This window comes from Chitinophaga sedimenti, assembly GCF_023156195.1.
Lineage (GTDB): Bacteria > Bacteroidota > Bacteroidia > Chitinophagales > Chitinophagaceae > Chitinophaga > Chitinophaga sedimenti.
Genome location: NZ_JAKUKA010000001.1, coordinates 4,942,890 through 4,957,537 on the forward strand (window position 1 = coordinate 4,942,890; position 14,648 = coordinate 4,957,537).

Genomic DNA, 14,648 nt, shown 5'->3' on the forward strand with positions numbered 1-14,648 from the left:
TTCCATATTATATTTCTTCTTCCTCCTCTTCATCCTCCTCGTCCCACGCAACGCCATCTTTCACATCCGAAAGTGCCGTCCACAAAACATCTTTCAGTTCTGTTAAGCCCATATTGGTTACGGAAGAAATGAATACATGTGGTACATTTTCCGGCAGTTCTGCGGAGATGGCCTCTTTCAGCTCATCGTCCAGCATGTCGCTTTTACTGATGGCCAGCAAAAACTGTTTGTCCAGCAGCTCGGGGTTGTATTGTTCCAGCTCATTCAACAGCACATCAAATTCTTTCCGGTGGTCTGCACTGTCCGCCGGGATTAAGAACAGTAACACCGCGTTACGCTCAATATGGCGCAGGAAGCGATGTCCCAAACCACGACCTTCGTGCGCGCCCTCAATGATACCAGGTAAATCGGCCATGATAAAGGACTTGCCATCACGGTATGGCACCACGCCCAGGTTGGGCGTAAGGGTGGTGAACGCGTAATTCGCAATTTTCGGCTTCGCGGCGGAAATACTTGAAAGCAGGGTTGATTTGCCCGCGTTGGGGAAACCTACCAGTCCGACATCCGCTAACACTTTCAGTTCCAGCTGCTTCCAACCTTCCACACCAGGCATACCGGGTTGTGAATACTCCGGTGTTTGGTTGGTTGGCGATTTGAAATAAGCGTTGCCGCGACCGCCCTGTCCGCCAGGCAGCCAGATAATTTCCTGGCCATCTTCAAGGATTTCAGCTTCCAGTTCGCCGGTTTCTTCGTCTCGGGCAATAGTGCCGAGCGGCACTTCTATAATAATGTCCTCGCCATAACGGCCGGTACAGTTGTCGCCGCTACCGTTTTCTCCGTTTTCGGCTACCAGGTTTTTATGCCAGCGCAAGTGCAGCAAAGTCCACAGCTGCGAGTTGCCGCGCAGGATGATGTGTCCGCCGCGACCGCCATCACCGCCATCAGGACCAGCCTGGGCGTTAAACTTGGTTCGCATGAAGTGCATGGAGCCGGCGCCACCTTTGCCCGACTTACAAAACACCCTGATATAATCTACAAAGTTTCCTCTTTCCATGTTGTTGTTGCCGGAACGGCTTGTCCGCGCCGGCTGTATTTTTAAAAAAGCAAAACGCAAAGATCGTAAAGTTTAGCCAAACGGCATCCCTTAATGATCTTTGCGTTTATATAATGTACCGGCGGTACGTTTTGTTTAAACTTTTTCGCTTGTCAGTGCGTCGAGTTCTTTAGCAAGCAGGATGAAGGTTTCATCTACGCTGCCATCACCTTTTACTTTTTGAACTTGCCGAATTTAGCGTAGTGGTCCGCGACAGGAGCCGTTTTGTTATGATATTCCACAATACGCGCTTTCACTACATCTTCGCTTGCATCGTCTGTACGACCAGAGGTTAGACCACGGTTCAACAGGCGGCGCACCAGTTCATCTTCAGGAACTTCCAGGGAAAGTACCATGGAGATGGCGGTTTTCTTTAACAGGAGCAGTTTGTCCAGAGCCTCGGCCTGGGCCGTGGTACGGGGAAAACCGTCGAAAATAAAACCGCGGGCTTCCGGGTTCGCGTCCAGCTTAGAGCTGATCATACCAATCACCACCTCATCAGGAACCAGCAGGCCCTGATCGATGAACTTCTGCGCCTCCAAACCTAATGGGGTTTTGGCGCCAAGTTCGCTACGCAGCATGTCGCCGGTAGACAGGTGGATCAGTCCGTACTTCTCAATGATATTCGCGCTCTGTGTGCCTTTTCCGCTTCCCGGAGGGCCAAATAAAATAAGATTGACCATGTTTTAACTAATAAAGTTGCGTACTCGTGTAAGTTGCAAATATAACAAACAATTGAAAAGAATCATACTTTAAATTACAATTGATGAAATAATGCCAAAAAAGTACGGTTATTAATAAACAGTTTTCAACAAAAACTGCGAAATGCTAAATGTTATTAAAACTTTAGGTTGATAAATGGGAATGAGCAATATTTATATATCGATATGGTTTAATGTGTTCTGGCTCAATCCCTTCTATGTAATTTAAGAAGTTTCCCTGCACAAAACGTTGTATGTTTATGAAATGAGGAAGATATTTTTAGCAATGGGATTTACCGGGTTGCTAATGTCTAATTACGCATCCCCGGGCCACGTACATGTTTCTGAGAAAGAAAAGAAAAAAAAGGAAACCACCCAACGCCAAACATCAAAAAGTGCGGCAGACCGCTGGGTAGACAGCGTCTTTAATTCACTTACACACGAAGAACGCATTGCGCAGCTGATTATGATCCGCGCGCATTCTAACTTTGGACAGGATCACATTAACGCTGTAATGCGCGACATCCGCACCAACAAAGTGGGCGGACTCGTATTTTTCCAGGGCGGCCCTGCGCGGCAGGCGAACCTGCTGAATGCTTACCAGAACATCAGCAAAGTACCACTGCTCGTGGCTATTGACGGTGAGTGGGGATTGGGGATGCGGCTGGACAGCGCCATTTCGTTCCCTCGCAACCTGATGCTGGGCGCCGTGCAGGACAGCGGTCTGATTTATGAAATTGGCCAGGCCATCGGTGAGCAGTGTAAACGTGTAGGGGTAAACGTGAACTTTGCACCCGTAGTGGATGTGAACAACAATCCAAACAACCCCGTTATTAATGATCGCTCCTTTGGGGAAGATAAATACCAGGTAGCGCGTATGGGCGTTGCCATGATCAAAGGTATGCAGGATGCCGGCGTAATGGCCTGCGCCAAGCACTTTCCCGGCCATGGCGATACCGATACCGACTCGCATTTCGATCTTCCTCTGATTAAAAAATCGCTGGCGGAACTGGATTCGCTGGAAATATATCCGTTTAAACGTGCCATTGAGGCGGGCGTTGGTATGATGATGGTGGCGCACCTGAACATACCCGCGCTGGACAAACGCGCCAACACGCCAAGCTCTATTTCGCCGAATGTGGTAACCAAGTTGCTGCAAAAGGATTTAGGGTTTGATGGGCTGATCGTAACCGATGCCCTTGAAATGCAGGGTATTGCGAAGTATTACACGAAAGGGCAGGAGTCGCTGCAGTCGTTGCTGGCTGGCAACCACCTCATGGAACTGCCCTCTACCTCCAAAGGCAGCATCGACGCCATTGCGGCCGCGATCAAGAAAGGTCAAATCAGCAGAGACGAAGTTTATAAGCGCGTGAAAAAGTGTTGCGCGCGAAATACGATCTTGGTCTGGCTAACTGGCAGCCCATCAACACCACCAATATTTCTGAAGATATTAACGCAAAAACAATGGCTTTACGGAAACGTGTTTCCGAAGCGGCCATCACGCTTTTGCGCAATGATAACAAACTGGTGCCTTTTGCGCCGACCGTGAACAACCGGAGCAAAGTGGCCGTGCTCGCCGTTGGGGCAGACGGTAACAACACCTTCCTTACAGCGGTAAAAGAAATGAAATCCGATGTGGACACATACATATTTTCATCTCGTATGACGGAGGCGCAAATTGCGCCGCTGGTTCAACGACTGAAAAATGAATACGCGTCCGTAATCGTGAGCCTGCATAATTACAGTCGTCGCCCGGCAAATAATTTCGGCATCAGCCGCAGCCAGCGACAGATGATCAACCAGCTGCAGCAGGAAATGCCTACCGCAACTGTGTTGTTCGGTAATCCTTATGCAGCTAAGTTTTTCTGTGATGCATCGACGATCATTGCCGCCTACGAAGATGATTCTACCACGCAACGCGCCGCTGCGGAAGTGCTGTTCGGCCGCCTCATCCCGAAAGGTAAACTTCCTGTAACGGTATGTCCCAACTTTCATTTTGGTGACGGCATCACCGAATATGCACGCCCCGTAACCGTGCTTGACGAAGTAACGCCCGAAACCGTAGGCATGAACAGCCACACGCTGCTCCGCATCGATTCGCTTGCAAACGACATGATCGCTAAAGGTGCGGCCCCAGGCTGCGTTATTGTAGCACTGAAGGACGGAAAACTGGTATACAATAAGGCTTTCGGTCATTATGATTACAGCCAGCGCGAAGCCGTCACGCCTCAATCTATTTACGATCTGGCCTCTGTGACAAAAATTTGCGCGACCACCATTTCCGTAATGCGCTTGTACGATGAAGGTCGCTTGTCGCTCGACAGTACATTGGGCGCATACCTGCCATGGACGCGCGGAACAGATAAGGAAAAGCTGCGTATCCGGGATGTGCTGTTACACCAGGCAGGACTGGTATCGTACATTCCTTTTTATAAAGAAACAATTGCTCCGAACGGTTACCCGGATACGTTATTATATCGTCCAGAACAGGATTCTACGCACACGTTGCGCGTCGCGGAACATTTATACATGGAGCCGAGTTTTGTAGATACCATGTATAAACGCATCCTCACCAGCAGGCTGGGCGGGCGTTCTTACGTTTACAGCGACAATGATTTCATCTTTTTAGGAAAAGTAGTGGAGCAGATCACAGGTAAAAGCCTCGATCATTATGTGAAAGAAGCATTTTACGATCAGTTGGGTATGACCACAACCGGTTTTCAACCGCGTGAACGTTTTCCGCTAACGCAGATAGTGCCTACCGAGTTCGAACAAAATTTTCGCATCCAGTGGATCCGTGGTGATGTGCACGATCCGGGTGCGGCGATGTTCGGCGGAGTGGCCGGTCACGCCGGGTTATTTTCCGACGCATATGATCTCGGTATCCTTATGCAGATGCTGGCAAGCGGTGGATCGTTTAATGGTGTGCAATACATCAAACCGGAAACGATCAAATTGTTTTCGTCGTATAATAGCGACATCAGCCGCCGCGGACTTGGTTTTGACAAACCGGAAAAAGATAATGCCACGCGCAAAGATCCGTATCCCAGCAAGTATGCTTCGCCGGAAGTATTCGGGCATACAGGGTTTACAGGCACCTGTGTTTGGGTAGATCCTAAATACAACCTGGTATTTGTATACCTCAGCAACCGCGTAACGCCGAATGGTGGCGCCAATACTAAAATATCTTCGCTCAATGTACGGGCGAATATAATGGACGTGTTGTACGATGCGATGGCATCAAGATAGAAAAAGAAAAAGAGGTATAAAAAAGGAGATAGTCGTTAGCGGCTATCTCCTTTTTTTTTTATTCTATTTCCACTTTGCGGTTGGAATAAACTTCTGTTTTAATGTCCACCATCTTTTCGATTTTGTTACGACCGTTGCGGAACTCAAAGTAGTATGCACCGTCTTCGAGCGACTGCAGGTTGTAGCGGCCGGTGATCTGCGGATCAGCGTCCAGTACTTCGCGGTGCAGGATGTTATTGTTACCATCTTTGATGAACATGGTGATTTTTTCACCAGTTGTGTTATTGATGGTTACGCGGAACAGCAGCGGGTTTTCTGCCTCAGACGCTACATTTACCCGAACGGCTTTTTTAGCGCTGCCGGTGGTTTTTTCAACAGGCGTATTGTTGTAAGCCATTACCGGGTTTTGGGCAAACATTGGAGCGGTAGTACCCAGGATGAGCAGGGCGGTTACCAATTGTTTTTTGGGGGAAAACATAAGATTGCATTTCATGGTTTTGTATTTAATACGTTAACTTTTAGAGTTTGTAAGCAGGCTGCTTTTTGCGCCCCAAAGGTCAGATAGCCGCATTAACGGAACATTACCACCACATTAAGGAAATGTGAGCAGTTGGTTGCCGGAATGTTACCGCGATGCAAATATATGCAGGGATATATGGGCCGAACCCCGGTTAAAAAAGCATAATAATCAATTGGTTAAATCGTAACAAGGTGTGGTATTAATCCATGCTGCTGCTAAGGCGCATTTTGTCGTAACTGTTTTTTTTTAGGGTCCAAACCTTGTCTTAAGCTGTTAATTAATCTTCTTACGTGGCTGTTATTTGTTTTTTTATTGGAAGATGAATTTACGAAGCAATATTATCTCACCCAAAAAATTAACAAAAAGGGTGCGTAAATGATACGCACCCTTTTTCTACGATTAGTTGATATATCCGGGGTTTTGTTTTAGTAAAGTGTCTCTCCGCATTTCATCTGATTGAAGCGGCAGCAGATAATGTTTATCAAGGAAAGTGCGCATCTGCACGTCGTTGGCGATCACGGTGTAGGTGAAGGTTTGTGTTACGTGATCGGCGCCCAGCTTTGCATATACGTCAATTGCTTTGGCAGGACCGGTAAACCACGTGGTAGCCATGAGCCAGCGGCGGGCATCGAAGTAACGATGCTCCTCGAATGCCAGCTCGTAGCGGCGTTCATAACGATACATATCAATCAAAGCCTGGCCGGTAACAGTGGCAAGGAGTGCAGGCATGCCGGCGCGGGTGCGCACTTTATTGATGTAGGTACGCGCCTCATCTTCCTGGCCCAATGCGATGCAGGCCTCCGCATAGTTCAACACCGTTTCTGCATAACGGAAAAACTGCCAGGGCTTATCTCCTTTAAAGAACTGCGCATCGAGCGTAATGTCCATAAACTTACGCAGGTAATAACCGGTGTACGTACCGTTCCAGTTTTCCAGCGGACTTTGACGGGTGTCTAATCCATTACGAACTTCCACGGCGCCACGGGCAGCATTCCATACTTCATAACGCCCGGTTTGTATTTTGCCAACTGGATCAAGATCGATGCCGTCTGATGCCCGTTTTTTCCAGGGAGCTCCGTCGTACAAGATGGTTGCATAAAAGCGCGGATCGCGGTTTTCGTAAGGTTTAGCGGCATGTGTTGGATTACTGCGATCGAACGGGGTGCCGTCTGCCATCTGGTATCCTTCCACAAAGTTTTCGATGGGTACATTGCCGCCCCAGTTGTGATAACCGTTGGGACCATTGAATTTGTCGTGGTCGGTGCCCAGCAGTTCTTTATGGAAATACTTCACGAAAATCGCTTCTATATTATCCTTATCCATAAAGATGCGCGTGTAGTTCTCCACGGGATTCGCCGTAGGTTTATACAGATCGAATTTATTCGCATCGATGATTGCTTTCGCAGCATCACGGGCTGCCGTCCAACGGGCAACGCGGTCGCCGCCAACATAACCGAATGAAGGGTTGGTTGTACCTGGGCGATTAAACAAATCACTCGCCGCATACAACAGCATGCGCGACTTCAATGCCATGGCAGCGTACTTCGTTGCGCGTCCTTTATTGGCGCCGGTTTGCGTTTCGGGTAAAAGATTCGCGGCGCTGTCGCAGTCGGTAACAATTTGTTTGATGCAATCTTCAAAACTGGCCCGCGGCAACAACATATCTTTATCTTTCAACCCGAATGATTTAGTAATCAGCGGCACACCGCCCCAATATTTCACCAGGATGTGATAGAAGTAAGCGCGCATAAAAATACCTCGCCACGCAGGCGTGTCCGCTGTGCTTCATCTTTAAAAGGTACTTCTGCAATTTTTTCCATGAAGAGATTGGTATTGCGAATACCGGTGTAATGCTTGCTCCATTCACCAAACAGGTTGAACGCTCCGATATCATCCGGCGACATGGCCCCACCAACACTTTGCGTGGTGCCGTAGTTGTGAATGAAACGACTTTCGTCAGACATGGAGCTGAGCATCACCTCGTTATATCCATGCCGCATCTGGTTGTACAAATCGTTTACAAAAGCCTGCACCAGCGCAGGATCACGCCATACATCCAGGTCGCTGTATGCGTTCAGCGGTTTCTTTTCCAGGAAATCTTTGTTGCAGGCGAATACACCCATCAACAATAAAACCGGTAAAAGTCTTTTTATATTGGTAATCATGTTGCGCAGTTTTAGAGGGTTAGGTTAATGCCAATGTTGTAAATCTTGGTTTGTGGATAGTATTGGCCGCTGCCCGACGGTAATTCCGGGTCAAAGATTTTTACTCTGTCCGCGGTAAGCAGGTTCTGGCCACTTACGTAAATACGGAGATCGTCCAGCCCGGCGCGTTTCCGCCATTTTTCGGGAAGTGTGTAACCCAGCTCCAGCGTTTTCAATCGGAAGTAATCGGTATCCCAATACCAGAAGGTATTTGCGCGGCTTACCCAATATTCGCGGTCGCGGTCGTATGGACGTGGCCACGAACCATTGATGTTGTCTTTGGTCCAGCGGTCTTTTACAAATTCCATTGGGAAGTTGCCTATCAGGCCGGATTCTGTGCGCAGGTATTGTTTTGCGCCGGCGGCACCCTGCCACAACATGGTAAAGTCAAATCCTTTGAAACTGGCCGCCATCGTAAGACCAAAAATCCAGGTGGGTGTTGCCGTCTGGTTGTCGCGTACGCGGTCGAGGTCGTTGATGATGGAGTCTTTGTTCACATCTTTAAATATCACGTCTCCGGGGCGGGCATCGGCCAGATGTGGATAATCATCGATCGCTTTCTGGTCTTTGAAGATGCCGATGGCCTGGTAGTAAAGCGGTGCGCCAATCTGTCTGCCGGTAGACTTTTGCCAGGCGGGCACATTCGGTTCTTCGTCCCAGAACAGGATTTTGTTGTTACCATGGTACACGTTACCAAGAATTTCATAGGTGAATTTTCCTACGGTACGTTTATGTCCCAGCTGGAAGTCGAATCCTTTATTTTCTACACTGCCGATATTTTCGTCCGGCAGCACAAGACCGGTGTAAGCGGGAATAGAAGCTCTTCTTTTCGCCAGGATGTTCGAGCGTTTTTCGTAGAAGATATCACCTTCGAAAGTGATCAGGCCTTTCAGGAATTTGGCTTCAAGCCCCAGGTCGTATTTGTTGGCTACTTCCCAGGTAATATCCGGGTTGGGTGTGCGGGTTTGGTAGATGGCTTTATTCAGCTCATCGCCGAAAATAACGCCGGTGCCGCTCAATCCATATGTGGTGAGGTACTGGAAGTTATCGATCTGGTCGTTACCCAGTTGTCCCCACGAGAAACGCAGCTTCATATAATCGGACACATTAGGGCCAATGTTGTTTTTCCAGAAGCCTTCGTTACTGAGCACCCAGCCTGCCGATACGCCGGGGAAAAAGCCGAAACGCTTGTCGCTCGGGAAGTTCTGGGAGCCGTCGTAGCGCCAGTTAAAGTCGAACAGGTATTTTTCGCTGAAGTTGTAAGATACGCGGCCGAAGTAGTTGAGGCGTGCGTATTCATACCCCCGCCGCCATTATTCTTTTCGCGATCGGCGCCGGCAAAAATCTGGTCTACCTGGTCCGAAATAAAGTATTTGCGGATGGCGTACAGGTCATCACCTTTGTTCTCGCTTTTTCTACGGCAACAAATGTGCTTAAGTAATGTTTGCCGAATGTTTTCGAGTAATTGATCTTACCGTTTATGGTGATCGTTTGTCCCTGGTTATACCATTCCTCCAGCTCCGGTGCACTGACGCCTCGCTGCGAACCGTTCAGAATAGGCTGATTGTTCGCATCGTAGCCAGCGAACGAATACAATGTCCAGGGTTTGGTGAATTTCTTATTGAAATTGAAGTTGTTGTCCAGCGCAAAGTTGCCGTCGATGAACAGGCCTTCTACTCCGGGAACGTAGAACAGCAGGCCCAGGTTGTTATTCAGGACGTAATTGCGATCACGCTGGTAGCCAATTTGGTTCGTGCTGGTTACAACCGGGTTGTCGCCATATTCGATATCCGGGCCAGGCAATCCATTGGGCCAGATAGCGGCCTCTGTGGGGCGCCCCCTCAACAATGCGCGGAAAATGGAGCCGGCGCTGCGGGGCGGAAAATTGCGGTCTTCCAGGCGGCCGGAGAGGTCTAGCCGCAATGTCAGGTAGCGATTAATGTTCGCATCTATATTAGCACGGATGTTGTGCTGCTTGTACTTGGTGGCGCTCGTTTTGTAGATGCCATCCTGGTACAGTGTTCCCATCGAGACGAAATATAGTATCTTCTCATTACCCCCGCGAATCGAAAGGTCGTGGCGGTTTTGCAAAGACAGGGGTTTGATGACCGCATCCAGCCAATCCGTGTTAGGATATCCCCATGGATCGGAGCCGTTGCGGTATTTTTCAATTTCTTCGGGCGTGTTGGTAATGGGCGAGCCACCCGCTTCGTTGATCTCGTTTTGCACCTGCGCATATGTAGCTGCATCGGCCATTTCGGGTAGACGGGTAAGCGTGGTAAAGCCCTGGTTAAAGCTGTAGCTCAACATGGGTTTACTGGTTTTACCTCTTTTTGTAGTAATGAGGATAACGCCATTAGCCGCGCGTGAGCCGTAGATAGCGGCAGAGGCATCTTTCAATACCGAAATGTTCTCAATATCATTTGGGTTGATGCGCTGCAGGCCGTCGCGGGGAATACCATCGATCACCGTGAGCGGATTGGCGTTGCCGAGCGTGGAGCGACCGCGGATGAGCAGGGTAGAACCATCGTAACCCGGTTCACCGCTGGAGTTGATAGCTACCAGACCGGCCACACGTCCAACGAGCGCATTAGAAACGTTGACGGTTGGGGCCTGTTTAATTTCGGAGCCTTTTACCGTAGCTACCGCGCCTGTTTTGGTGACCTTCTTTTGTGTTCCGTAGGCTACTACTACGTATTCGTCCAGCTGTTTTTCGCTTTCCTTGAGTAAAATGCTAAACGAGTTCTGCCCTTTAATGGGAATTTCCTGCGACTCGTAGCCGATGAACTGCACAACGAGCGTGGCGTCCGGATTAACGGCATTCAGGGTAAAATTCCCTTTGTCGTCTGTGGTGGCGCCTTTTGTGGTGCCTAATGATGACGGTAACACCTGGTAGCGAGGAGTTTTTGGCGTCGCGGACCTTTCCTTTAACGGAAATGTCGCGGGAGGCATTAACTGTTCCCTGGGAGCGGACTTGGGGCGGCGCCAGGGTCACAAATGCAGCGGCCAGCAGCAGCGTGGCGCTGAAAAGGCGTGGAATTGCAATCATGATCAGGGTTTTGGGTGATAAATTGATATACCTTCTTAGTTTCGATTTAGTCGATTAAAAACGAGTGAATAGAAAACGGGTCACGGGTACTAGTGCACGTGGATCAGATATGGTTACCAGTTTAGGTTTTATGTGTGCGTTTAGAATGGCGTCTTAAGATTAAACGAGCTTCCGGGTCACATTGACGATCTAGATTTTTTGGCGTAATTTGATAATAAATGGAAACAGTTTAACGTCGTCGGAGTTTACGTGGAATCATATGCATGTTAAAGGCGTTTTAGTAGTGATAAGCGTCGATATGTAAACAAAGTAGATAAATTAACGTTAAACGTTTTCTAAATATAAGTGTCGATTAGACACATCCGTTTAAAAATCTCAAAACAAACCCTGCATCACCATGAGGACCAGGACCATGTTGACCGCCATCTGTGGCCTTACACTCGCTGTATTTGCGTGTAAAAAAGAAACAAGCCAGGAAGGAACGCCTAAGGAAACCCTTTGCGGTTATGCCCCGTATTACAAAGGCTCTGCTTTTACTATACACAAACCTCAATTAATGGCGATGTTACCGACTACACCTTAACCACCACCGGTGATTCTATGATCGATGGTAAAAAATACCGGTGCTCGAAACCGATCTCGACGGAAGCGTGTCGTTCCAGCGCTGTGATAATGGAGTGTATACGCAGGTGGCTACTGACGTGTCTTTGCAGGGATATGAAGCGGACCTCATCATCAGTACTTACTTAAAGGATAATGTGCGCGCGGGTTCTTCCTGGGAAGATACATTGTCGGTAGATACGCCACTGGGTTACGCGAAACTCACCTTAACCTACACGGTTACCGAAAAGAACATATCTAAAACCGTACTGGTAGAAACGTTTAAAAATGTAATCGCAGTGCGCATGGACGCAAAGGCTACCATCATGGGTTTCCCGGTTGACCTTGGTACGCTGGCAACGAATTACTATGCAGAAGGCGTTGGCCTCATTCAGGTAGATACCGATAGCGACACTACCCGCATCTTTAACTACGATATTAAAAAACCTTAATACGTAGCGCGTACGTTCATCAGGAACTTTTCCGTTTCGCGGCGCACATTGGTGGAAGTGGTGTGATGATTGTTTACAAGAATACTGAAGATCAATGTTTTTCCTTTTTCTGTAAGCAGGTAGCCGCTTAGCGCCACTACGCCATTTAAGGTGCCCGTTTTCGCGAATACCGTTCCCGGATGTTCCCGGAAATATGCGCGCAGTGTACCTTTGCCGCCGGTTGCAAAAAGTGGGAACAGCTTTTCGCGGGAATAGGTTTTGTACATCTTCTCCAACACACTTACAAAATCGCGCGGCGTAAATAAATCAAATCGCGAAAGACCGGAACCATCGACCCATTGCGGCGTGTCGGGCAAATCTTTCAGCGAAGTGTTCAACATCATGTTGATCGTTTTATGCGTGCTGATGGTATCCCAGTGCTTCGCCGCCACCATCATCAATATTTGTTCGGCAAAGAAGTTGTCGCTACGGTGCATCATGGGTTGCAGCAGTGTATCCGCTGGCAAACTATACATAGTGCGGATGCTGGCGTTTGCTGGGAACGAGACCCCTGTCCACACCGGCTTCCCAAGCGTGTCCTGCAGACGTGCCGCAATATCTTTCAACTGCCCTGTAATATAGGGAACCTCTCCCTCCAGTTTTGCGGTATCGCCCGGCCGGTAACGCAAGTAAAAGAAATTGCGCCGTTCGTCGCGGCCGGCTACTGGCGAGCCTGCGCTGGCATCCGGTTGTAATTGAAAATAATCGGGGTGATGATAAAACGAAGGCGCCACGCTGTAACCGCGTTTATCATAATTGATCCAGGCAACGTTTCCGTAAAGTGGAAATTCATTTCGCTCCGGCTGATAGTAGTCCGCATAGTCACCCCAGCCCCAGCCCGGGCCATAACGCTCGTTATCATTTACAGCAGGCAACAGGTAAATTCGTTTAGTTGTTTTAGTTAGATGATCAAACACTGGCTGGTAGGTGAAATCCGGGTATAGGAAGGATGGATCGCCCATGCCTTTAATAAAAATGGCGGTGTCGTTTTCGGCGTAGCGCATTGCGGGCAGCGAATCGCCCAGGTGTTGCAGCGCCGTAAATAAAGTGATGATTTTAGTGTTGGATGCGGGTACAAAGAATTTGTCTGATTGATATTGGTATAAGAATTTGCCGGTTGACGGATCGTATAGCGCAATGCCAGCATGGGCGTTTTTAAGGGCGGGAGACTGAAGAACGTCATTTGCCCAACCTGCTATTTTTTTCGTTTGTGCGTTGATGTTGGTTAGACAGAGGTGAGCAAAACAGCAGGAAGCAAGTAGCGGAAACTCATAAACAATTTCATCATCAGAATAAAGAACCCCGTGCAGGCTGGCTGCACAGGGTGATATAAAGGTGTGAATAACTAGCTGAAATACTTAGTGGAACCGGGTTTCGCGTAAGCGTAAAACCATCGGCGTCCGGAACGATCGGGGGCGCCGCATCGAACGAGTAAGTAGCAGGCTGCAGGTTAATGTTGCTCGCCAGCGCTTTATCATACGGAATGGTTTGACCACTGTAAGTTGCCATGCGGCCAATGATCGCGGTGAGCGTGGTTTCTGCGGCGCGTTTCGTGTCTTCGAACTTGTATTCGCCTTTCGCAATCGCGTCAAACAGTTCGTCGTGCTCAGTTTGGTAAGGTTGGTTTTCCTTGTTCTTTTTATCAAACTGGAAAACAACTTTTCCTTTATGGTCAAGGATCTGCGCACGGTCGCCAATTACCCGGCCTTTCGTACCAACGATCTCTTCGTCAACACGGCTTGTAGAGTCTTTCCAGTGGCGGCATTGGCTGTTCATTACTACGCCGTCCGCATAACGGTATTCTACATAGTGATGGTCGAAAATTTCGCCATATTCTTTACCGTTGCGCCAGGAGCGGCCACCCATACCCACTGCGGATACCGGCACTGCGCCTTTGAACCAGTTGCCCACGTCAATATTGTGGATGTGTTGTTCTACGATATGATCGCCGCAAAGCCAGTTGAAATAGTACCAGTTACGCATCTGGTACTCCATTTCAGAGTATTCAGGTTTACGTGGTTTCACCCACAGCGCGCCCTGGTTCCACCAAACCTGTACAGAAAGGATATCGCCGATAGCGCCGTCCTGCACACGTTTGTACAGCTCGCGGTAGGAGTTTTGATAGCGGCGTTGCAGGCCGACTACCACGTTTAGTTTTTTAGATTTCGCGATTTCGGCGGCAGCCAGCACGCGTTGGATACCTGCTGGGTCGGTCGCCACGGGTTCCATGAAGATGTGTTTGCCCTGTTTAACCGCTTCTTCGAAGTGCAGCGGACGGAAGCCCGGAGGCGTGGTGAGGATCACCACATCGGCCAAAGCGATCGCTTTTTGTAACCATCGAAGCCTACGAATTTGTTAGACTCAGGTACGGCTACGCGGCTTGCGGCCTCCCCGAGGTCTTCTTTAATATTGGTATAAGCACCGTCCAGGCGATCGCGGAAAGCATCGGCCATAGCAACGAGCTGAACGTTTTGTTTAGTGCGCAGGGCTTGTACGGCGGCACCGGAACCCCGGCCACCACAGCCTATGAGAGCTATTTTGATAACGCCGGCCGAACCGGAAAAATAGTTCGCCTGCGATAGGAGCGGGGCGGCCAGCATACCTCCGGCGAGAAGGGAGCCTTGTTTCATAAAGTCTCTGCGGCCTTCGTGGAATTTTAGATCTTTTTCGTTTTGCATTGATGTTTATTTTGTGGACCTGCGGGAACAAGCCCGTGGTGTTTAAAAAGATAAGCGTTGGGA

General features: G+C 49.0%; 11 protein-coding genes and 2 pseudogenes. 3 read left to right on the top strand and 10 right to left on the bottom strand.

What is annotated here, in order from left to right; translation table 11 throughout:
- Window positions 1-7: 7 nt before the first annotated feature.
- Both obgE and MKQ70_RS28350 read right to left on the bottom strand, forming a co-directional pair.
- Window positions 8-1,054 carry a GTPase ObgE gene (gene obgE / locus MKQ70_RS28345; protein ID WP_248076999.1) on the bottom strand — a complete coding sequence of 349 codons (1,047 nt, stop codon included), beginning with the start codon at window positions 1,052-1,054 and terminating at the stop codon, window positions 8-10.
- 212 nt (window positions 1,055-1,266) lie between these two features.
- Window positions 1,267-1,776 (bottom strand): adenylate kinase, encoded by a 510-nt coding sequence (locus MKQ70_RS28350; protein WP_248077014.1) that lies wholly within the window; start codon window positions 1,774-1,776, stop codon window positions 1,267-1,269.
- Between the two features lie 283 nt (window positions 1,777-2,059).
- Here MKQ70_RS28350 and MKQ70_RS28355 point away from each other — a divergent pair, with 283 nt between their 5' ends.
- Both MKQ70_RS28355 and MKQ70_RS28360 read left to right on the top strand, forming a co-directional pair.
- Entirely contained in the window at window positions 2,060-3,343 is a 1,284-nt protein-coding gene (locus tag MKQ70_RS28355; RefSeq protein ID WP_248077026.1) for a glycoside hydrolase family 3 protein, read from the top strand.
- Complete coding sequence (locus tag MKQ70_RS28360; protein ID WP_248081700.1) at window positions 3,259-5,043, top strand: serine hydrolase; 1,785 nt, start codon at window positions 3,259-3,261, stop codon at window positions 5,041-5,043. Before MKQ70_RS28355 ends, MKQ70_RS28360 begins: the two co-directional genes overlap by 85 nt.
- A gap of 58 nt (window positions 5,044-5,101) precedes the next feature.
- Here the strand turns inward: MKQ70_RS28360 and MKQ70_RS28365 are convergent, their stop codons facing one another.
- From MKQ70_RS28365 to MKQ70_RS39855, 5 genes and pseudogenes are all read right to left on the bottom strand, one after another.
- Window positions 5,102-5,536, bottom strand: coding sequence for a p24 family protein (locus MKQ70_RS28365; RefSeq protein WP_248077030.1), 435 nt, complete (start codon window positions 5,534-5,536; stop codon window positions 5,102-5,104).
- Between the two features lie 426 nt (window positions 5,537-5,962).
- The gene (locus MKQ70_RS28370) at window positions 5,963-7,096 is read right to left on the bottom strand and encodes a RagB/SusD family nutrient uptake outer membrane protein (RefSeq protein WP_372490156.1); all 1,134 of its coding nucleotides are present in this window, start codon (window positions 7,094-7,096) and stop codon (window positions 5,963-5,965) included.
- A gap of 33 nt (window positions 7,097-7,129) precedes the next feature.
- Window positions 7,130-7,728: pseudogene (locus tag MKQ70_RS28375) on the bottom strand (RagB/SusD family nutrient uptake outer membrane protein); the annotation flags it as partial.
- An 11-nt stretch (window positions 7,729-7,739) separates the two neighbouring features.
- Window positions 7,740-9,053 (bottom strand): annotated as a pseudogene (locus MKQ70_RS39850) (SusC/RagA family TonB-linked outer membrane protein); the annotation flags it as partial.
- Between the two features lie 64 nt (window positions 9,054-9,117).
- Entirely contained in the window at window positions 9,118-10,656 is a 1,539-nt protein-coding gene (locus tag MKQ70_RS39855) for a SusC/RagA family TonB-linked outer membrane protein (protein ID WP_308199222.1), read from the bottom strand.
- 783 nt (window positions 10,657-11,439) lie between these two features.
- Here MKQ70_RS39855 and MKQ70_RS28385 point away from each other — a divergent pair.
- Window positions 11,440-11,868: a hypothetical protein gene (locus MKQ70_RS28385; protein WP_248077057.1), complete on the top strand. Its 429-nt coding sequence runs from the start codon at window positions 11,440-11,442 to the stop codon at window positions 11,866-11,868.
- Here MKQ70_RS28385 and MKQ70_RS28390 read toward each other — a convergent pair.
- From MKQ70_RS28390 to MKQ70_RS28400, 3 genes are read right to left on the bottom strand one after another with little or no spacing between them, the layout of a single operon-like run.
- A complete protein-coding gene (locus tag MKQ70_RS28390) occupies window positions 11,865-13,250 on the bottom strand; it encodes a D-alanyl-D-alanine carboxypeptidase/D-alanyl-D-alanine-endopeptidase (protein ID WP_308199551.1) in 1,386 nt (461 codons plus the stop codon). The two genes, MKQ70_RS28385 and MKQ70_RS28390, sit on opposite strands and share 4 nt — an antisense overlap.
- Window positions 13,195-14,214 (bottom strand): Gfo/Idh/MocA family protein, encoded by a 1,020-nt coding sequence (locus MKQ70_RS28395; protein WP_248081704.1) that lies wholly within the window; start codon window positions 14,212-14,214, stop codon window positions 13,195-13,197. The genes MKQ70_RS28390 and MKQ70_RS28395 overlap by 56 nt, the downstream gene beginning before the upstream one ends.
- Window positions 14,208-14,585 carry a hypothetical protein gene (locus MKQ70_RS28400; RefSeq protein WP_248077059.1) on the bottom strand — a complete coding sequence of 126 codons (378 nt, stop codon included), beginning with the start codon at window positions 14,583-14,585 and terminating at the stop codon, window positions 14,208-14,210. Before MKQ70_RS28400 ends, MKQ70_RS28395 begins: the two co-directional genes overlap by 7 nt.
- Window positions 14,586-14,648 lie beyond the last annotated feature (63 nt).

Coding starts and splice junctions, on each gene's coding strand:
- MKQ70_RS28350 (WP_248077014.1), bottom strand. CDS start 1,776: ATGGTCAATCTTATTTTATTTGGCCCTCCGGGAAGCGGAAAAGGCACA.
- MKQ70_RS28365 (WP_248077030.1), bottom strand. CDS start 5,536: ATGAAATGCAATCTTATGTTTTCCCCCAAAAAACAATTGGTAACCGCC.
- MKQ70_RS28355 (WP_248077026.1), top strand. CDS start 2,060: ATGAGGAAGATATTTTTAGCAATGGGATTTACCGGGTTGCTAATGTCT.
- MKQ70_RS28360 (WP_248081700.1), top strand. CDS start 3,259: ATGGCTTTACGGAAACGTGTTTCCGAAGCGGCCATCACGCTTTTGCGC.
- obgE (WP_248076999.1), bottom strand. CDS start 1,054: ATGGAAAGAGGAAACTTTGTAGATTATATCAGGGTGTTTTGTAAGTCG.
- MKQ70_RS28400 (WP_248077059.1), bottom strand. CDS start 14,585: ATGCAAAACGAAAAAGATCTAAAATTCCACGAAGGCCGCAGAGACTTT.
- MKQ70_RS28370 (WP_372490156.1), bottom strand. CDS start 7,096: ATGGCATTGAAGTCGCGCATGCTGTTGTATGCGGCGAGTGATTTGTTT.